Origin of the sequence: Stenotrophomonas sp. GD04024 (assembly GCF_029837545.1) — a bacterium.
Taxonomy (GTDB): Bacteria; Pseudomonadota; Gammaproteobacteria; order Xanthomonadales; family Xanthomonadaceae; genus Stenotrophomonas; species Stenotrophomonas forensis.
Map to the genome: position 1 here is coordinate 34,998 of NZ_JAOEDV010000019.1, position 18,785 is coordinate 53,782.

At 65.8% G+C, this 18,785-nt stretch carries 15 protein-coding genes; 12 read left to right on the forward strand and 3 right to left on the reverse strand.

Features of this window, described 5'->3' with window-relative positions; translation table 11 throughout:
• Positions 1-2 precede the first annotated feature (2 nt).
• A complete protein-coding gene (pip, locus tag N7590_RS08805; RefSeq protein ID WP_053509178.1) occupies positions 3-962 on the reverse strand; it encodes a prolyl aminopeptidase in 960 nt (319 codons plus the stop codon).
• A 95-nt stretch (positions 963-1,057) separates the two neighbouring features.
• Positions 1,058-2,074 (reverse strand): hypothetical protein, encoded by a 1,017-nt coding sequence (locus N7590_RS08810; protein WP_239544159.1) that lies wholly within the window; start codon positions 2,072-2,074, stop codon positions 1,058-1,060.
• Between the two features lie 44 nt (positions 2,075-2,118).
• On the opposite strand from N7590_RS08810, the gene N7590_RS08815 reads away from it, so the two are divergent.
• Both N7590_RS08815 and N7590_RS08820 read left to right on the forward strand, forming a co-directional pair.
• A complete protein-coding gene (locus tag N7590_RS08815; RefSeq protein WP_164241024.1) occupies positions 2,119-4,800 on the forward strand; it encodes an ATP-binding protein in 2,682 nt (893 codons plus the stop codon).
• Between the two features lie 32 nt (positions 4,801-4,832).
• Positions 4,833-8,240 (forward strand): ATP-binding protein, encoded by a 3,408-nt coding sequence (locus tag N7590_RS08820; protein ID WP_053509174.1) that lies wholly within the window; start codon positions 4,833-4,835, stop codon positions 8,238-8,240.
• A 26-nt stretch (positions 8,241-8,266) separates the two neighbouring features.
• Here the strand turns inward: N7590_RS08820 and N7590_RS08825 are convergent, their stop codons facing one another.
• Positions 8,267-8,911 carry a response regulator transcription factor gene (locus tag N7590_RS08825; protein WP_053509172.1) on the reverse strand — a complete coding sequence of 215 codons (645 nt, stop codon included), beginning with the start codon at positions 8,909-8,911 and terminating at the stop codon, positions 8,267-8,269.
• A gap of 56 nt (positions 8,912-8,967) precedes the next feature.
• On the opposite strand from N7590_RS08825, the gene N7590_RS08830 reads away from it, so the two are divergent.
• The 10 genes from N7590_RS08830 to N7590_RS08875 all read left to right on the forward strand — a co-directional run bounded on the left by N7590_RS08830 (position 8,968) and on the right by N7590_RS08875 (position 18,782).
• Positions 8,968-9,645, forward strand: a complete 678-nt coding sequence (locus N7590_RS08830; RefSeq protein ID WP_053509170.1) for a response regulator — start codon at positions 8,968-8,970, stop codon at positions 9,643-9,645.
• Between the two features lie 88 nt (positions 9,646-9,733).
• Positions 9,734-9,931, forward strand: coding sequence for a hypothetical protein (locus N7590_RS08835; RefSeq protein ID WP_154582878.1), 198 nt, complete (start codon positions 9,734-9,736; stop codon positions 9,929-9,931).
• A 97-nt stretch (positions 9,932-10,028) separates the two neighbouring features.
• Complete coding sequence (locus N7590_RS08840; protein WP_053509168.1) at positions 10,029-10,958, forward strand: hypothetical protein; 930 nt, start codon at positions 10,029-10,031, stop codon at positions 10,956-10,958.
• A 168-nt stretch (positions 10,959-11,126) separates the two neighbouring features.
• Positions 11,127-11,651, forward strand: coding sequence for a fimbrial protein (locus N7590_RS08845; RefSeq protein WP_053509166.1), 525 nt, complete (start codon positions 11,127-11,129; stop codon positions 11,649-11,651).
• A gap of 63 nt (positions 11,652-11,714) precedes the next feature.
• On the forward strand, positions 11,715-12,449 hold the full coding sequence (locus N7590_RS08850; protein ID WP_204275095.1) for a molecular chaperone: 735 nt from the start codon (positions 11,715-11,717) through the stop codon (positions 12,447-12,449).
• A gap of 89 nt (positions 12,450-12,538) precedes the next feature.
• Positions 12,539-15,106, forward strand: a complete 2,568-nt coding sequence (locus tag N7590_RS08855; protein WP_164241025.1) for a fimbria/pilus outer membrane usher protein — start codon at positions 12,539-12,541, stop codon at positions 15,104-15,106.
• 46 nt (positions 15,107-15,152) lie between these two features.
• Entirely contained in the window at positions 15,153-16,160 is a 1,008-nt protein-coding gene (locus tag N7590_RS08860; protein ID WP_279935341.1) for a hypothetical protein, read from the forward strand.
• A gap of 49 nt (positions 16,161-16,209) precedes the next feature.
• Complete coding sequence (locus tag N7590_RS08865) at positions 16,210-16,959, forward strand: molecular chaperone (protein ID WP_080375950.1); 750 nt, start codon at positions 16,210-16,212, stop codon at positions 16,957-16,959.
• Between the two features lie 95 nt (positions 16,960-17,054).
• Positions 17,055-17,657, forward strand: a complete 603-nt coding sequence (locus N7590_RS08870; protein WP_164241027.1) for a type 1 fimbrial protein — start codon at positions 17,055-17,057, stop codon at positions 17,655-17,657.
• 144 nt (positions 17,658-17,801) lie between these two features.
• Positions 17,802-18,782, forward strand: a complete 981-nt coding sequence (locus N7590_RS08875; protein WP_239544160.1) for a fimbrial protein — start codon at positions 17,802-17,804, stop codon at positions 18,780-18,782.
• Positions 18,783-18,785 lie beyond the last annotated feature (3 nt).

Consider the following 18,785-nt stretch of genomic DNA (forward strand, 5'->3'; position numbering starts at 1 on the left):
GCTCAGCTGCGCTGGCCGTACTGGTCGGCAAACGCATCCGTGGCCCGCACCAGCGCGTCGACCGTGGCCGGCTCGTTCGCACTGTGGCCCGAGGTCACCATTTCCAGGCGTGCTTCCGGCCATGCCTTGGCCAGGTCCCAGGCGCTGCGCGGTGGGCAGATGATGTCGTAGCGGCCCTGTACGATCACGCCGGGCAGATGGCGGATGCGGTCGATATCGCGCAGCAGCTGGTTGGCTTCAAGGAAGATGCCGTTACGGAAGTAGTGCGCCTCGATGCGCGCCTTCGCCAGCGTGTCCAGCGGGTCATCGGTGGATACGGCGTCCACATCGTGCTGCAGGGTGGCGGCGTTGTCCTCCCAGCCCAGCCACGCCTGTGCCGCTTCGATGCGGGTGGCTTCATCGGCGCTGTCCAGGCGCGTCCAGTAGGCGGCGATCATGTCGGCGCGCTCGCCTTCTGGAATATAGGCCTCGTAGCGGTCCCAGCGTTCGGGGAAGATCCAGCGCGCACCGCCGCTGGCCTCTGCGAACCAGCGGTTCTCGATCTCGCGGCCGAGGAACACGCCGCGCACGATCAGGCCGGTCGCACGCGCGGGATGGGCCTGCGCATAGGCCAGCGACAGCGTCGAGCCCCACGAGCCGCCGTAGACCAGCCAGCGTTCGATGCCCAGATGCTCACGCACCTTCTCGATGTCGGCCACCAGCGCCTGCGTGGTGTTGTCGCGCAGCTCGCCGAACGGCGTGGAGCGCCCGCTGCCGCGCTGGTCGATCAGCACGATGCGGTAGCGCGCCGGGTCGAAGAAGCGGCGATGGGTCGGTGAAATGCCGGCGCCCGGGCCGCCATGCAGGTACACCACCGGTATTCCGTCCGGCGTGCCGCACTCCTCGATGTGCAGGGTGTGCAGATCGCTCACCGCCAGGGTGAACTCGCGGTAGGGCTCGATGGCCGGGTACAGGATGCGCATGACGGGTGTCTCACAAGCAGGGCCTGCCAGCATACCTCCCGCCGTGGCAGCCGGTACGCAGGTGTCGCACCTGATCGCAGGATGGCCGTCGGCTTTCAGGCAACCGCGGCGTGGCAGTCATGGGGCGATGCGCGAAGGAAGCGGCGAGCGGATTCCAGCAGCCGTGGGGACCCGGCATCCAGCGCCGCGCCCGCATATTCGCCCACTACATGCAGCGTGCCGGCACCGGCCCCGTTGCAACGGTGCCCCAGCAGCAGCACCGGCACGCCGGCCAGGCGTGCAAGTCGGAGCGGCGCCGGCACTGCATCACTGGAGGCCACGTCATTCATGGTCAGCAGCGTAAAGACCCTGGCCCCGCGCCGCAGCTGGCGCCACGCCATGCCGCGCGTTCCAGCGCAATCCACGTCCAACCGGTGCCCCACGCGCTGCAAGGCCAGTAGCGTGCGGTATGCGCGTGACTGCTCGTGATGGGGGCAGTGCACGAAGTAGTGCGCCGGGGCGCCTGGACGATCCAATGCCGCGGCCAGCCCAAGTTCGGCGTCGCCGCTCGGCAGCAGGCAGACCACGCCGCGGCGGCCGCCGGCAGCGGGCCATAGACCATGCGGGTCGTACCAGACCATCGTTCGCAGGTGGCGTTGCAGTTCGCCGTGCGGAAGCGATAGCAGTCGGTGCCGGCGCACCCTTCGCAGCCAGGCGCGGGCCAGCGCACGCGCTGTCCATCGGGTAGCCTCCGCCTGTGTACACCCTGAGGCGCGCACGCGTGCGCGCAGGAGGGTGAACCGGCGCGCCACCAGCATCGGGCCCAGCCAGGTGAAGGCCTGTTCGGCAAGCCAGGGATACAGCCAGCCGGGCAACAGGCGTGATGCCAGCACGCCAAGCCGCAAACCGGCGCGCCGGCAGGCGTAGCCCAGCATCAGCTTCAGCGCCCATAGGCGCTCTCGCATCCTCCTTCCCTGCATGGCCGCACTCCCGCTCTGGTTCTGGGGCAGGATGGCGGGCCGGGAGGCCGCGACACAGCGGACAAGTTCGAAATCTCGATGGCGGGTGAATGCGTCATTCATGGACCCGTTTTTGGACATCGTCCTACATCTGCGCCGGGCGGCAGCTTCCATGCTGATGACCCAGCCTTCATCAGGCGCTTCGGAACACGACCACCATGGCGTCCGCCGCCCCTTCCATTGCAGATACCCTGCGCCGCCTGCGTACCCGTACCAAGGCGGGCGCGGCGGCTGCGGGCGAGCTGACGGCGCTCAAGCGCTACCCACGGCGCCTGATGCTGGCCTGCGGCGCAGTGCTCAGCCTGTTGTCGATCAGCGTGCTGGTCACCCTCATCGTGGTGCAGGTGAACAGCTACGAAGCACGCCGCATCGCCGAATTCCGCCGTGCCCACAACGCATTGCAGATCCAGCTGGGCCGGCAGGACGCCAGTTATGCACGGCTGGCCAACATGGCCGAGTACGCGTGGGGCCGGAACATCCAGCTTGGCCAGGACAGCCCGGAGGCGCTGCGCACGGCCTACCTGCAGGGCGACCAGCGCCTGGTGGTGGTGGCCGACGACGCCAGCAAGCCGCAGATGGCACTGGGCCTGGCCACCACCACGTGGGCGCCGCGAACGCTGGAGCGTTACCTGGAGCTGAGCGCGGCGGTCTCGCTGATCCAGCGGCTGACCAGCACGCCGAACGACGGCGAACCCGCCAGTGTGTCCTACTTCTTCGATCCTAGTGGCCAGTATCTCTCGCTGGACAAGGGCCTGACCGAGCGCAGCCTGCGCGAGGCACTGGCGGTCACGTCGCGTGCCGAGGTGTTCGAGCACCTGCGGGCGCCGGCGCATCTTCTGGCACCCGCGTCAAGCGTCGATCAGATGCCGTTGCTGGAAAGTGTCGCCAGCAGCAATCAGCCGCGGCGAACCTTCGGGCGCCATCCCATCAGTGGCGAAGCGTCACTGGTGTCGGTGTTCCAGGCCAGCGAAGGAGGGCGGCCGTTCGCCACATTCGTCGCCTATGAACCGGTTGCCGGCCTGCAGGCCCTGCTGGCCCGCAACAGCCAGGGCTACCTGTCGCTGCTTGATCGTGGCGGCCTGCGCCTGTTGTGCGCCAACCAGCCGGCAGCGGCACGCCACGGCCCTGGCGTTGATCGCGACTGGGTGCTGCTCGGCGATGCCACCCGTGCGCGCTACCACAATGGCCGCTTCACCCTTGCACTGGCGGTGGAAGGGACGCCGTGGACCCTGGTGGAAACCTACTGCTGGGCAGACATCCTGCGTGGCATCACCCCGATGCTGCTGAGCAGTGCGGCGATGCTGCTGGGGGGGCTGGTGCTGCTGTGGGGGTTGCTGCTGTGGCTGCATCGGCGCATGTACTCGCCGGCGCTTCGCCAGGTGAAGGCGATCTATGCCCGTGATCGGCGCCTGCGCCTGTTGCTGGAACACGTTCCGGTCGGCGTGGCATTGATGGATGCGGCCACCGGCGACATCCAGGACTGGAATGGCCCGTTGCAGGACATGGACCGGGCCACCGGATCGCGGTTGATCCGGCGGCTGCGGGCTGCGGTGACGACGACCGACCTCAGCAACGGCCCGGTCACCCTCAGCGAGGACCTGCCGCAGGTGCTCGATCATGGGCAGCGCCTGTTCCACCGCACGCGCCTGTACTGTGGCAATGGAAGCTGGCCGGGCAGCGTACTGCTGATCGTGGAGGACATCAGCGACCACGTACGTGCGATACAGCACGAGCAGGTGCGCTGGGCCGAGGCCGAGGCGGGCAGCCATGCCAAGTCGAATTTCGTGGCAGCCATGAGCCACGAACTGCGCACGCCGCTGCACGGCATCATCGGTCATCTGGAACTGCTGGGCCGCGCACCGCTGCCGGCCGAGGCCAGTGAACGGGTGCTGCGTCTGCGCCAGTCGGCCGATGCGCTCATGGACGTCATCACCGACGTGCTGGACCTGTCGCGCATCGAGTCCGGGCAGTGGGCGCTGCACCCCGAGCGCTTCTCGCCAGTGGCGATGCTGGAACGCGTGGCCCTGCTGTATGCCCCGGTGGCGCAGGCCAAGGGCCTGCAGCTGGATTGCGTGGTGGACCCGGGTGTACCGACCGCGGTGGTCGCGCCGATGGGCACGATCGAGCGGGTGCTGCGCAATCTGGCCAGCAATGCATTGAAGTTCACAGCTTCGGGGCGGGTGCAGCTGCGCGTGTCCTGCCTGCGCGGCGAGGGCGGCAGCCATCTGCGCCTGGAAGTAACCGACTCCGGCATTGGCCTCAGCGCTGACGAATGCGCGCGCCTGTTCCAACCCTTCGTGCAGGCCGATGCCAGCATCCTGCAGCGTTTCGGCGGGTCCGGGTTGGGCCTGGCCCTGTGCCAGCAGCTGTGCGAGTGCATGGGCGGGCGAATCTGGGTGGAAAGCACGCAGGGAGTCGGCAGTCGCTTCATCGCCGAGGCGCCGCTGCTGGGCACCCCCAGTGTCCGTCCGTCGGTGCCCCTGCAGGGTCACTCGATCGGCCTGCTGGCCTCGGCCGGGCCCTGGCGTGACGAGCTGGGGCGGCGGCTGCAGGACTGGGGCGCGCAGGTGCAGTACCTCAGCCCGTTGGAGCACGGCGCCCCGCCTGTTGCCGGCCTGGCCGCCATCGTGCTGTTCGAACCGGCGCCGGACCAGCTGCTGCGCCTTGCCGAGCGCGGCATTCCGCGCGTGCTGGTCAGCCGCGATGGCCCGGTGCGAGCACGCTGGGACGGGCAGACCGCCATGGTGTCCTGCTATGCCAGCAATGCGCTGTACCAGGCCGTGCAGCGGGTCCTGCCGACGCCAGCGCCCAGCCTGACAGCCTGTACTGCAATCGGATAAATTGCATGGGCACTCACCTCAGGATCACGGTCATGGCAGGCTCAGACGCAGTGCATGGCCCCAACAGGCGCGCGGCCGCCACGCGCCTGGACGACCTGCGCCAGCTGCGCCGCCGGCTGCTGTTCGGGGGTGGTGCGCTGATCACCGTGCTGGTGCTGCTGACCGCCATCGTCAGTTCCATCGCCGATGTCGAGGAGTTCCATGCCCGCGAACGGCACTCGTTCAACGAGGCACGCGCTGCGGTCGAGTACTACCTGCTGCAGCGTGATCGTGCCTACGCCACCTCCATCAACGGCAATGACGTGCTGTGGCGCGACCAGCGCCCGGGGCTGGTTGCCACCGGCGCTGCACTGGCCGGGCGTTTCCACGCGCAGGGCGAAGAAGTGCTGGTGCGCGCCGAAGGACGCACTGCGGTGCCGTGGCTAGTGTTGGGGCTGAAGAACAATCCGTTGCCGGAACAGGAGCTGGCCGCCTACCTGGGCATGGTCGACATCTACTCGGCCTACACCGCCGATTCGATCACCTCGCAGAATGCCGCCGGGCCACTGCTGGTCTATGCCTACGAGCCGCAGGGGCGGCTGCTGGCGGTGTCCAACATCCGTGACGAATCCCAGCTGCTGCAGACCCTGGGCGTGGCCACCCGGCAGCAGGCCTTTGCACGGCTGCTGCACGAAGAAGCGCAGGTCCGCCAGGTACCGCCGCGGCCCGGCCCGATCCGCGAGGCCGCACGCGAGGGGCGCCTGCTGTCGCGCTATGACATCAACCCGTTCACCGGCCAGCCATCGCTGGTCGGCATGGTTACCCTTGCCGAGGGCACGAGCCCGTACTTCCGCCGCGTGGTGTTTGAATCGATCGGCACCATCAAGGCCCAGCTGGAAGCGCGTGAGCAGGGCCGCTACCTGGTCACCACCGCAGACCGGCAGGTCGTGCTCAGTACCGGTGGCTTGACCAGCCGGGAACAGAACCTGCTGATGACACTGCCCTCAGGCAACGCGGGGCGCGCGGGCGCACAGCCGCTGCGTCGCTACAGCCACGGGCGGTTCGTGGTGGCGTGCAGGCTTCCGGGCGTTGACTGGACGCTCGGCCACGTCTACGACTGGTCTGATGTCTGGCGCAGCCAGGGGCCTTACCTGCTGGCGCGCGCGCTCAGCGCATTGCTGATCATCGGCCTGCTGTGGTGGCTGCTGCAACGCATCGACCGGCGTGTCTTCACTCCGGCGCTGGCCGATGCGTCCCGGGTGTACGAGAGTGAAGCGCTGAGCCGGGTCATCATCGGCACCGCGCCGATCGGCCTGGCGCTGTTGTCGCGGAGCAACGGCGAACCGCTGCTGCAGAACGACGCGGCACGCCAGCTGGTCGAGACCGTGCATGAAGCCGGCGAGGACACCACGCTGCCGCCGCTGTATGCGCGCCTTGCCGAACTGGGCCGCAATGCCAGCATCGATGAAGTGCTGGAACTGCAGTGGTCTCCCGCCGAATCGGGTACCGCCACCCAGCTGCAGATCAGCATGGCGCAGGCCACCTATTACGAACAGCCGGTGTGGGTGTGCGCACTGCGCGACGTCACCGCGCAGGTAGAGCTGGAAGACAACCTGCGCCGCGCACGCGAGGATTCCGAAGCCGCACGCCAGTCCGCCGAGGCGGCCAACCGGGCCAAGTCCGCCTTCGTGGCCACAATGAGCCATGAGATCCGCACGCCGCTCAACGGCGTGCTGGGCCATCTGGAACTGCTGGCCCGTTCGCCGCTGCAGCCAGGGCAGCGCGAGCGCCTGGACCGCATCCGCTTCTCGGCCGACGCGCTGATGCGCATCATCAGTGACGTGCTGGATTTCTCCAAGATCGAGGCCGGCCAGCTGGACGTGGAGCCCGTGCCCTTCGCGTTGCGTCCCCTGATCGAAGGCGTGGCGCTGCTGTTCGCGCCCGACGCGCTGCGCAAGGGCGTTCGCCTGTACTTCACCGTGGACGCGGCGGTGGACCAGCTCTGCGTAGGCGATGCCCATCGCATCCGCCAGATCCTCACCAACCTGGTGGGCAACGCGGTCAAGTTCACCGAGTCCGGGCGCATCCTGCTGCGGGCAGAAATGCAGGGCGGGGCAGGGCAGGATACTCAGCTGCGCGTGCAGGTCATCGACTCCGGCATCGGCATGAGCCCTGAGCAGGCCGCGCAACTGTTCCAGCCATTCCAGCAGGCCGACGCCAGCGTTTCGCGCCGCTACGGCGGCAGTGGGCTTGGCCTGGCGCTGTGCCAGCAGATCGCGCAGGCCATGGGCGGCCAGGTGTCGGTGGAAAGCACGGAAGGGGTTGGCAGCAGCTTCACCCTGCTGCTGCCGATGCAGGTACAGGCGTTGCAGCCACCGCCCATGCAGCCGCTGCTGGGCCGACGGGTTACCGTGCTGTCCAGCACACCGGAATGGCGTGCCGAGATGGAGCGCCTGCTGGTGGCGTGGGGGGCGAATACCACACTGCTCGACCGGCCGAAGAACGGCGACGAGGGCGGCGACGCGCTGCTGATCGTGGGCGACCACCGCGCGTGGAGCATTGAGGAAGAGCTGCAGCTGATGCAGGGCTACGCGCGCACCGTGCACGCCCATGCGCAGGGCCCGCTCAGCGCGGAAACACGTGGCGACCGCATCGAGGTCAGCAGCTATGCCAGCGAGGCCGTGCTTGAGGCACTGGGGCCCGGCGAAAGCGTGGACGGCCGCCCGCCTGCCGCCACGCCCGCGCCAGTGCCGGCGGCCAGCGAGGCCCGCGGGCGCGTGCTGCTGGTGGAAGACAACGCGGTGAACCGCGAGCTGATCCAGCAGCAGCTGGAAGAGATCGGCTTTGCGGTGGACACCGCCGAGAACGGCGAGGAAGCCCTGGTCCAGTGGCAGGACGGACGCTATCGCGCGGTGCTGACCGACATCAACATGCCGGTGATGGATGGCTATGCGCTGGCGCGCGAACTGCGCCAGCGTGGCCAGTCGCTGCCCATCGTGGCGATCACCGCTACCGCACTGGCCAGTGAGCGCGAGCGTTGCCTGGCAGCCGGCATCGATGATCTGCTGCTGAAGCCGCTCAACCTGGAACGCCTGGAGGCAGGGTTGGCGCGCTGGGAATCGTCATCCGGCAAGGTTGAACGCAAGCCGCCCACGCAGCCGGTTCCGCGTACGGTTTCGGCAGCGATCCGCAGGATCTTCGTCGACACCGGCGACAAGGATCTGCAATCCATCGCCGACGCCCGCGCGCAGGGCAATGCCAGCTACCTGCTGGAGCGCATCCACGCCTTCAAGGGGGCATTGCAGATGCTGGGTGAGCACTCCCTGGCCGAGCAGTGCGGCGCCATCGAGCGCGACCTGCGCGATGCGATGCCTCTGGACGAAGAAGCACTCGACGCGCTGCAGGCAGCGCTGCAGGCACGGCTGGATGACTACCGGCGTGATCTGGAGCAGCCGTCGTGAGTGCGTGGGCTATACGGCCACGGCCTTCACCCCTGCGGCTTCAGCCCCAGGTCGGCAGCGAAGGTCAGCAGCTCGGCGTCACGCTCGATGCCCAGCTTGCGCATGGCGTTGTTCTTCTGCGTGCTGACGGTCTGCTTCTTGCGGTCAAGCTTCCTGGCGATCTCGGCCACGCTCAGGCCGGCAATGAACAGTTCAACCACCTCCTGCTCGCGCGGCGACAAGGCGGTGACGCGGCGCTGCTCGCGACGATCCAGCATCTCGGCCACGCTGGGCGAGAGAAAGCGGCGGTTGGCGTAGGCCGCCATTACCGCCGACTGCACATGCTGCAGGTCGTCGCCCTTGCTGACGATGCCATGCACGCCGTGCGCATCCAGCCGGTTGAGCAGCGAGGGCTGGTCCAGCCCGGTCATCACAACGATACGCAGCTGCGGGAAGTGCGCGGCCAGGAAGTCCAGCAGCGCCAGCCCGTCACCATGCGTACCGCCCGGCATCGCATAGTCGGTGACCAGTACATCGCAGGGTTCACGCTGCAGCAGCGCCACCAGTTCGGTCGAATCCTGCGCCGCACCGATGCAGTGCAGCGCCGGCGCCTCATCCAGCACGCTCTGCACGCCCAGCCGTATCACCGGGTGATCGTCGGCAACCGCAACGCGGATGGACAGCTGGGTCATGGGGTCGGGCGTCCGGTCGTCATCAAGGGTGCGAACCATTTCCAGGAGAAAGCAGCATGAACATCCGCATCGTCATCGCCGATGACCATCCCGTCATTCTGGCCGGCGTGCGCGAAGCGCTCGGCAGCGAGCCAGGCATCACGGTGGTCGCTGGCGCCGAGGATTCTACGTCATTGGTTGACGCTATGAGCAAGTTGCCGGTGGACGTCGCGGTGACCGACTTTTCGATGCCCGGCGGCAAGTATGGCGACGGCGCCGCCTTGCTCGGCTTCCTGCGCCGCCGCTTCTCCGGAATCCCACTGGTGGTGCTGACCGGCGTCGGCGGTATCCAGGTACTGGCCAGCATCCGCAAGGCCGGTGTTGCCTGCATTGTCGCCAAGGCTGACCCGATCAGCGAACTGGCCAGCGCCATCCGTGCCGCGCGCAATGGCGAAGGCTATCTATCGGCCGATGTCGAGCGTCAGCTGGCCTCCCAGCCGGCGTCTGGCGAGGCGCGTCTGACCAAACGCGAAGCCGAGGTGCTGCGCTTGATCGCCGAGGGCCTCAGCCAGACCGAGATTGCCGCGCAACTGCAGCGCAGCCGGCAGACCATCAGCACGCAGAAGCACTCCGCCATGCGCAAGCTGGGCATGCAGCGCCCGGCGGAGATCTTCGAGTACGCCGTGCAGACCGGCATGGTGTCAGCCTCGCAGGCAATGCGTGCGCGTCGGGTCGATCACGATGACGGCGACTGATCCAGCGGCAATCAGACATCGTCCGATGGATTGGTGTGGCACGACAGATACGGTGAAAGGGCCTATTGATCCACACCCAGGAGTCGCCGTGCCAAGCTCGCTCGATGCACGCATCGCAGCCTTGATGTGCCGTTTCTCGCAACTTACACCCCTCGCGCAGCGGCGATTCACCGAGTTGCTCAATGCTTACCTGTACGCGTCCCCGGCACAACGCCGGCGCCTGCGTCTGCGCTGGCAGGCGCAGCAGTCCAATGAATGTGATGATGATGTGAAAAATTCGAACTAGTCAGACAGCTGGCGCTGACCCTGGAAGGCATCGTATGCGGTGCCGAAGGGTGTGCCGTTGAGTGGACGCCCCGGCCTCCCCATCAACGAGCACCGAAATGAAGAAGACATCGAACCTGCTGGCAGCGAGCCTGCTGCTGGCCTGCTGCGCACCCGCTGCGAGCCTGTGGGCTGCGGAGGCGAACCTTTCGCCCAACACCAATGGCGGCACCGGGCATCTGCCCTCTGGCTACAGCCAGCTGAACTTCCTGATGGAGAACGGTGATTGGGCGCCGGTCATCAGGTTGCCGACAACGCCGACCCAGAGCGACCGGGTGAGCCTGTACTCCGAAGCACGCTGGGCTGCGCGCCTGGACCTGGCCGGCACGGCATTTGAGTCGGCACGCGGCGTGGTCGTCAGCCCGTGGGACCTGCTGGATCTGGCCTGGAACGCTCACGCAGGTCGATGGGATGTGCAGAACGGCCAGATCGCCCGCGCTCTGCTGGGGCCCAACAAAGCAGTGGATCGCATCGCCTCATCGCAGCACCTGATCACCCAGTACACCATGGCGGACGGAGAGCATGCTGGCGAGCTGCACCTGCCGCTGCAGGCGCCGAACAATGCGGTGCTGACCGTGGCCAATCGGGCCACCTGGTCCACCCGCATCAATCTCGGCAATGACCACAATCCGCGTTGGCGGACCTGCGGCTCCCGCACGGACTGTGTCTTCGCGTATGACACCAGAAAGGGCGGCTGGCATGCCGCGGATCGCAGCAGCAGCGTGCGCCCGGTGGCGGAGCTGCCGTTCCCGGTAAGCGGCGTGATGCGCGTGGAAATCAATGCGGCGATTGATCCGGCCTCGCAGATGACCCTGCCGAAGCATGCAGTGCATGGTGACGTCTACGTATTCCTGGACGAAGCCGGTCTTGACGAACATCGCGTCGCAGCGACGCACACTTCGATGCCGGCGTCCCGGGGCCTGCCGAAGGGCCAGGAGCTGCGCATGCGCTACAGCGCCATTGACGAGCTTTGGCACGTTCAGAACTAGAGCGCAGAAAGGCCGGCATGGCGGTCCAAAAGCGAATTTAGTCGTCGTCCTATGCCTGCCAATCCGTCGCATCCGTAGCATTTGATCTCGAAGGCAGGGTCCTTCGCTCAAGCCCCAGCACAGCGCGGCTTGAACACCAGAAACCACTCACAACAGGAATTCATTCCCATGAACAAGATTGCAATCGCACTGTCCGCCGCGCTCTCGCTGGGCGCTATCGCCTCGGCCAACGCTGCCGACGCCACCGTCAACTTCACCGGCAAGATCGAAGCACTGACCTGCAAGTTCACCATCGGTGGCAGCTCGACCCTCAGCGTGGACATGCCGACGATTTCGGCGTCCTCCATCAACAATGGTGCCCCCCGCGAAAAGGCGTTCAACCTGCAGCTGGGCGACGGCACCACCAAGTGTGCCGATGGCACCTACACCTTCACCTTCAAGGGTGCCAACGTCAACGCTGATGGCCGACTGAACAATACGGTGTCCAGCGGCGATGAAGCCAAGGGTGTTGAACTCGCCATCGACGCGGACGGCATGCCGCTGAACCTGGCCACCGGCGACGTGACCAAGGTCATCAGTGGTAGCACCGGTTTTACCAATATTCCGATGGTTGCGCGCTACGAGCAGGCGTCTGGCGCCACGGCCCAGGACGGTGATTTCGCCACTGCAATGGAGATCTTCGTCTCGTACTGACGAAGCGCCCCCGCCTTCCAGGGCCGCAAGGCCCTGGACACCCCTCGATCCGGAGTAGACGTCATGTCCTTCATCAACAGGAATCTTGTGCTGGCTGGAGCCATGGCCGCACTGACGCTGGTTGCACAGACTGCAGAAGCCGGCGTGGTGATCGCTGGAACGCGGGTGATCTTCCCGGAACAGGAGCGTGAGGTCACGCTCCGTCTGTCCAACACCTCGCAGACTCCGTCATTGGTTCAAGCGTGGATTGACGACGGTGATCCGCGCGCCACGCCGGAGCAGTCGGCGGGGGTTCCGTTCGTGATCCGTCCGCCCGTGTTCCGCATGAATGCCGGGGCCGGCCAGGTACTGCGCATCCTGCATACCGGGCAACCCATGCCGGCCGATCGCGAAAGCCTGTACTACCTGAACGTGCTGGACGTGCCTGCAGCAGCGCCCGCGGCTGAAGGGCAGGCGCACATGAAGTTGATCGTGCGCTCGCGCCTGAAGCTGTTCTATCGGCCCAAGGGCCTGCCCGCTGTGGGTGCGTCCAAGGTCGCCTCGCAGCTGGCCTGGTCGGTGTCCCGCGATGCGCAGGGCTGGGTGCTGCAGGCCAACAACCCAAGTGCTTATCACGTGAACATCAATGCAGTGATCAGCAGCGAACGGATCCCGGCGGGTCTGGCAACGCCCTTCGCCACCACCCGCTATCGGCTGAGCCAGGCGCAGTACAGCGCCTTGGGCAAGACGGTCACCTTTGAAGTCGTCAACGACCATGGCGCGGTGAAGGAAGTGACAGCACCGCTCACCCGGTCCTGATTCCAGCTTTTCCGACGCCCATTGCTCTTCTGCCTCCGGGCCCCGCAGGGGGTCGCAGGACTCCCTTTGCCTACTCGCAGGACTTCGCCATGAACCGACATCCGACAGCTTCGCCGCGCCAGCATCGCCTTGCCGCCGCCGTGCTTGTCGCGCTGCTACCGGCAGCGGCGATGGCGGCCCCGGCGCTGGAGTTCAACTCAGACCTGCTGTACGGCAGTGGCATCGACCTCAGCCGCTTCGAGCGTGATGACCTTTCCCCGGGCATCTACAGCGCCGACATCAGCGTGAACGGTGCCCTGGTGGGCCGCCGCGATGTGAACGTGCGCGATATCGATGGACGCTCCACGGTCTGCCTGACCCCTGAGCTGCTGGCCATGATGGGCTTCGATGAGGCCAAGCTGGACGCCGCACGCACCAGCGGCGAGCATGCCGATCTGCTGCCGTTCCCCGATGCGCCAAGCTGCGAGGATATCGCGCGCTTCATTCCTGCTGCCACGCTCAACCTCAATATGGGCGAACAGGTTCTGGAGGTCAGCATTCCGCAGGCTTACATGCGTTCGAACCTGCATGGCTGGGTTGGCCCGGACCGTTGGGACCAGGGCATCAATGCCGCCTTCGTGAACTACAGCTTCAGCCACACGCGCTTCGAATCCAACGGCCGCAGCAGCGACCATACCAGCGCCAGCATCGATGCTGGCTTGAATCTGGGTGCCTGGCGCGTGCGCCACAACGGCTACTTCTCGCATAGCAGCGAAAGCGCTTTCAACTATGCCGCCGGCAACACCTACGCGCAGCGCGAGGTCCGTCGTTGGAACGCGCAGCTGACGCTGGGCGAATCGTCTACCGATGGTGACCTGTTCAAGTCGGTGGGCTACCGCGGCATCAATGTAAGCACCGATCCGCGCATGCTGCCGGAAACGGCCACCAGCTATGCGCCGGTGGTGCGTGGCGTGGCGCAGACCAATGCGCGGGTGACCATCCGCCAGCGCAATCAGGTGATCCTGGAAACCACGGTCAGCCCGGGTCCGTTCGAGATCGACGATCTGCGCAACATGTCGGTCGGCGGTGATCTGGAAGTGGAAGTGACCGAGGCCGATGGCCGTGTGGAAACCTTCGTGGTTCCGTACGCGTCGGTGCCCAGCCTGCTGCGTCAGGGTCAACAGCGCAGCAGCGTCACCGTGGGCGAACTGCGCACCAATGGCGCCACCGCACCGCGATTCGTTCAGGCCACTGTGCGCCACGGCCTGGGCAGCGCCTTCACGGGCTACGGTGGTCTGCTGGCCGCCGAAGACTACCGCGCCATCGTACTGGGCGGTGCGGTAAACACCCGCATCGGCGCCTTCTCCGGCGACGTAACCTTCTCCGATGCGCGCTTGCCGGCTTCGGTGGAGGGCTTCGGCCGCCGCATGCAGGGGCAGTCGTATCGCCTGGCCTATAGCCGCACCTTTACCAAGGCCACCAGCTTCACCCTGGCGGCCTATCGCTACTCCACCGACGGCTATCTGGATTTCAGCGACGCCGCGCGCATGCAGGCCGAGCTCGAAGCGGGCGTTTCGCGCCCGACGATCTCGCGCCAGCGCAGCCGCCTGGACCTGACGGTCAACCATCGTCTGCCCAAGGGTTCGCTGTACCTGCAGGGCAGCACCACGGACTACTGGAGCGACAATCGCCGCTCCACCAACTTCAGCCTGGGCTACAACGGCCGGCTGGGCCCTGCGTCGTACAGCATCAGCGCCCGTCGCAGCATGGAATCGTCGCTGTCTGGCGGCTTCAAGACCGCCAGCACGGGCGGCTACCTGAGCGTGCACATGCCGCTGGGCCGGGCCCCGGCGGCACCGCGCCTGGGCGTCACGGTCAACAACGACCGCTATGGCACCGGCTACAACGGCAGCCTGGACGGTCAGTTCGGCAGCGATCGCCAGGGCAACTACAACGTCGCGCTGGGTAGCAATGGCAACGGCCATGACATCGGTGTTGGCGTGGGCTACCAGGCCCCCAAGGCAACCCTGGGGGCGTCGTGGACGCGCTCGAGCGCAGGCCAGCAGTTCGGCGTGTCAGCCAGCGGCAGCGTGCTGGCGCACGGCCAGGGTGTCGCCTTCTCGCAGCGCCTGGGCGACACCGTCGCACTGTTGCACGTGCCGGGCGCGGCCAACGCCGCTGTGGGCCACCATCGCGGCGTGAAGACCAACAAGAACGGATTCGCTGTCGTGCCGTACCTGAGCCCGTATCGATTGAATGAAGTCTCCGTAGATCCCAAGGGCCTGCCGATGGACGTTGAGCTGAAGGCCGGCTCTGCCAGCACGGCACCGACCGCAGGTGCCGTGGTCAAGCTGGTCATCCCCACCGCAAGCGGCCGAAGTGCATTGATCGAAGCCATGGACGAACGGGGCCTGGCACTGCCGTTCGGCCTGGATGTCTACGACGAAGCAGGCGAAGTGGTGGGCGTAGTGGGGCAGGGCAGCCGGCTGTGGGTGCGCGGCATCAACGAGTCGGGCCAGCTCTACGTCAATGCGGGTAACGAAGGTGGGCAGCGCTGCACCATCGCGTACAACCTGGCCGATTCGGCCAGCGATGAACTGCACCTCAGCCGCTGTGTTGCGCATGGCATCGCGGACGCAGCCGGTCCGGCACCGTCCACCCGTGGTGCGCCGAACTAAGGTGCGCCTTTCGGCATCCTTCAACTCGAGACAGGCAGAATTCACCATGAAACTAGCAATCAGGACAGGAAAGGGCGCCTTGGCCATAGTGTTGTTGATGGGCGCTTGGGCCGCGCAGGCGTGCACTGCAAACTACGATGAAATGCGCCCTCTAACGTCGGGGAATGATTTCACCTATTCCGGGGTTCGCCGGCCGCTGACCGAGTGGCAGGAGATGTGGGGCAGCTATGTGGACCCGGCAGCGAGCTTCTATGTCGACTGTACGGTAGGTAGCACCTACTCGCTCAATGTATCCCCTCAGCTGGCCTACGTGGGATACGAGGTCGATGGCGCTGCCGTGTTCGAGGTGGCAAGCAACGTGGGCGTGCAGTTCAGGATTGTCGAAGGTACTTCCGGCTTTGGCAGCGCGAGAAGCGTGGGTAGCACCGGCTCGAATCTCAACGTGGAGGCGCTCGGCACCGGTCGTGCTCGATTCAAATTATGGTATCGCTACATCGCCATTGTTGATGTCGGCTCTGCAATGTCGCTGAAAATGAACCCGTTCACCTGGGCCATCACCAATTTCAGCGATGGGAGCTTGAGTTTCGGCAAGGGATCGGCCGCAGACGACATCAAGCTGTATGTCCCGCCACCGCCACGGTCGTGTTGGTTCGTACGAAGTCCTCCGGCCAGTGTTGCATTGCCCCTTACCACGGTCGGCATGCTGGAGCGGACAGGTAGCGGGCCGGAGCAGGCGTTCACCTGGAGCTTCAACTGCAACTCCACCGCATCGGGAGCGAACATAACCTACACGCCCGGTACCAGTACCACAGACCCAAAGTCAGGGCGGATGTCCATTGAAGCAGGCGTTGGCGCAGCCGAGGGTGTCGAGCTTGAGGTGCGGCGCGCCATCAGCTCCGGTTCTACCAGGAGGCCGGTGGAGTTCAACAAGGTCTCGAGTCGGGGAACGAGCGGGACGGAATACCTGGACGTACGTTACGTACCCATCACCGGGGCGGAATTGAAGCCAGGAGTAGCCAACGGCAGCCTGAAAATCAATCTGGACGTGTACTGATTCCGGCAGTTGCCTGCGCAGCTGCCGGAATGAAGAAGGAGCAAGCGTGATGCTGCTGTATAGAATTGTCTTTGCAATGGGTCTGCTGGCACTGTCATTCATCAGCCGGGCCGATATTGCCATCCAGGCCACGCGGCTTGTTCATCAAGGCAGCGAGCGGATGGTGGTGCAACGCATCTGGAACCAGGGTGAGGTGGCCTCGATGATCCAGTCATGGATCGACACCGGCCAAGGCAACGACTCACCCCAGGCCGATCGCTTGCCCTTCTTCGTTACGCCACCGCTGTTCCAGCTGGAGCCTGGCCGCAACCGTGACATCAGCGTAAGGCTGGTGGACGCGGCCTCACTTCCGCGCGATCGCGAGTCGTTGTACTGGCTGAATATTCTGGATCTTCCCGCATCAAAGAAGACGGCCGACGCCATGAACATCAGTTATGCGGTGCGTTGGCGGGTGAAGCTGTTCCATCGGCCTGCCGGCCTGGCCGGGGCGGCGGAGGCTGCGCCGGCGCAGCTGGCCTGGAGGATGCAGAAGGGCGAGGCGGGTGTGGTGCAGCTTCGCGCCCAGAATGACACGCCCTACCACATCAATCTGCGCGAGCTGAGCGTGGGCGATGCGGAGATTGAGCTGGACCCGGACAGTGCGGTAATTGCACCTTTTTCCGAATGGACGGTCGGGATTCCGGAACCGGCTGCAAGGAAGGGAGCTGTGGTGAAGGTGCTGTGGCTGGATGACAAGGGGGAGGGTCAGTCCCTGCAGGCCAATGTGAGCTGCTCGTCGGAGCAGTGCACCGGTTTGTGATCCGGGCCCGCTGGGGGGCGCCTTGCGTGCCCGGCCCGGGCCGGGTAGTGGTACTGCATACCGGGCAGAGCGGCGCCGAAACTGGGGTGCGCATCATGGTGAAGTTCATCCGCATGGGTGATGTGCCCCGAGGAACCTTTCCCACCGATCTGACCATGGTCATCCAGACGCGCCTGTATGAAGACCCGTTCGCCGAGCCGTTGCGGGCGGACTTCTGGCTCGCACTCACCACATTGAAGATTGCAGATCCGCCCAGTTGCAGGATGCGGACCCAGGAAGTGAACATGGGCACCCTCTCGCCCGCGTCGTTCAGCGGCGTCGGCAGCCACGCCGGGCGCCGCAGCTACGATCTGGTGCTGGACTGCGAAGCCGGTGTCGGCCAGGTGGACTATCAGGTGGTGCCCACCACGGTGGTGATCAACAGCGAGCTGGGCCTGGCTGAAGCCAGCGGCGGGGTGGGCGGCGTGGCGTATCAATTCCTCAATGCAGATGGCTCGCCCATGCGCTTCTATGCCACCGACCTGTTCGGCCATGGGGGCAGCAAGCGAGGTAGTGCTGACCAGGACCTTCGGCGTGCGTTTCCAGCAGACCCTGCCTACCATCACGCCCGGGCCGGCCAACGCCGGGCTGATGTTCAGCCTTGCCTTCCCATGAATCGCGCAGGCAGCGCCGCGTGCCCCGCGGTGTCCTTGCAGTGACTATGGCAAGGATGCCTTGCGCGTTGTACTGGGGCGGGGTATATCTCGGGCAGCCCCTGCCCGTGAGGCGTTATGTTGGCCAGCGTTCGGAGAATACGTTTGCCGATGCTCAGGAGCGGACCGTGTGCGGCCGCCTGGCCGGTCATGCTGTGCGTGCTGATGGTACTTGCGCCATCCGCGCGCGCTGCCAGTTGCAGCGCAGGAACAGGGACGGCCGTTTTTGCCGCGCCTGCCTCGATTGAGTTCTCGACAAAGGGCGTGGCCAATAATGCTGCATTGACCCCCTGGATCCCGGTCAACGCCAGTACGGGGGGAGTGGTTGCTGACTTCCGCTGTGCCGCCAGCGTGCACGTCAGTTATCGCGGCATCAGCCACGGAGGCTTCATTGCCGAGCGCTATGTTGAAGGTGGAGCATCCTACATGGTCTATCCCACTGGCGTGCAGGGCGTGGGCGTGGTCTTCAACATGGAGTCTCCAAAAGCGCCAAGAGGCAGACCGTTTGCTCTGGTCTATGACGAGGTCGAACTGTTCGCCGGGCAGAGCGGCACCGAATTGGGGATGCGGATTCTGGTCAAGTTCATCCGCACGGGAAACATTTCCAACGGCAGTCACAGCACCAGGATGGTCATGCCAATCCAGTCCCGCTTGTATGAAGCGGGAGATGCCGAGCCGCTTCGAGTGGACCTGCACCTGATGGGCTCAACGCTGAGGGTCTCCGACCCACCCAGTTGCAGGATGCGGACCCAGGAAGTGAACATGGGCACCCTCTCGCCCGCGTCGTTCAGCGGCGTCGGCAGCCACGCCGGGCAACGCAGCTACGATCTGGTGCTGGACTGCGAAGCCGGTGTCGGCCAGGTGGACTATCAGGTGGTGCCCACCACGGCGGTGATCAACAGCGAACTGGGCCTGGCTGAAGCCACTGGCGGGGTGGCCGGCGTGGCGTATCAATTCCTCAATGCAGATGGCTCGCCCCTGCGCTTCTATGCCACTGATCTGTTCGGCCATGGCGGGGCAACAGAGCAGGTGCTGACCAAGACCTTCGGCGTGCGCTTCCAGCAGACCCTGCCCACCATCACCCCCGGGCCGGCCAACGCCGGCCTGATGTTCAGCCTCACCTTTCCATGAACC

Coding starts and splice junctions, on each gene's coding strand:
- N7590_RS08815 (WP_164241024.1), top strand. CDS start 2,119: ATGGCGTCCGCCGCCCCTTCCATTGCAGATACCCTGCGCCGCCTGCGT.
- N7590_RS08875 (WP_239544160.1), top strand. CDS start 17,802: ATGCTGTGCGTGCTGATGGTACTTGCGCCATCCGCGCGCGCTGCCAGT.
- N7590_RS08855 (WP_164241025.1), top strand. CDS start 12,539: ATGAACCGACATCCGACAGCTTCGCCGCGCCAGCATCGCCTTGCCGCC.
- N7590_RS08810 (WP_239544159.1), bottom strand. CDS start 2,074: ATGGAAGCTGCCGCCCGGCGCAGATGTAGGACGATGTCCAAAAACGGG.
- N7590_RS08860 (WP_279935341.1), top strand. CDS start 15,153: ATGAAACTAGCAATCAGGACAGGAAAGGGCGCCTTGGCCATAGTGTTG.
- N7590_RS08870 (WP_164241027.1), top strand. CDS start 17,055: ATGGTGAAGTTCATCCGCATGGGTGATGTGCCCCGAGGAACCTTTCCC.
- N7590_RS08840 (WP_053509168.1), top strand. CDS start 10,029: ATGAAGAAGACATCGAACCTGCTGGCAGCGAGCCTGCTGCTGGCCTGC.
- N7590_RS08820 (WP_053509174.1), top strand. CDS start 4,833: ATGGCAGGCTCAGACGCAGTGCATGGCCCCAACAGGCGCGCGGCCGCC.
- N7590_RS08845 (WP_053509166.1), top strand. CDS start 11,127: ATGAACAAGATTGCAATCGCACTGTCCGCCGCGCTCTCGCTGGGCGCT.
- N7590_RS08850 (WP_204275095.1), top strand. CDS start 11,715: ATGTCCTTCATCAACAGGAATCTTGTGCTGGCTGGAGCCATGGCCGCA.
- pip (WP_053509178.1), bottom strand. CDS start 962: ATGCGCATCCTGTACCCGGCCATCGAGCCCTACCGCGAGTTCACCCTG.
- N7590_RS08825 (WP_053509172.1), bottom strand. CDS start 8,911: ATGACCCAGCTGTCCATCCGCGTTGCGGTTGCCGACGATCACCCGGTG.
- N7590_RS08830 (WP_053509170.1), top strand. CDS start 8,968: ATGAACATCCGCATCGTCATCGCCGATGACCATCCCGTCATTCTGGCC.
- N7590_RS08865 (WP_080375950.1), top strand. CDS start 16,210: ATGCTGCTGTATAGAATTGTCTTTGCAATGGGTCTGCTGGCACTGTCA.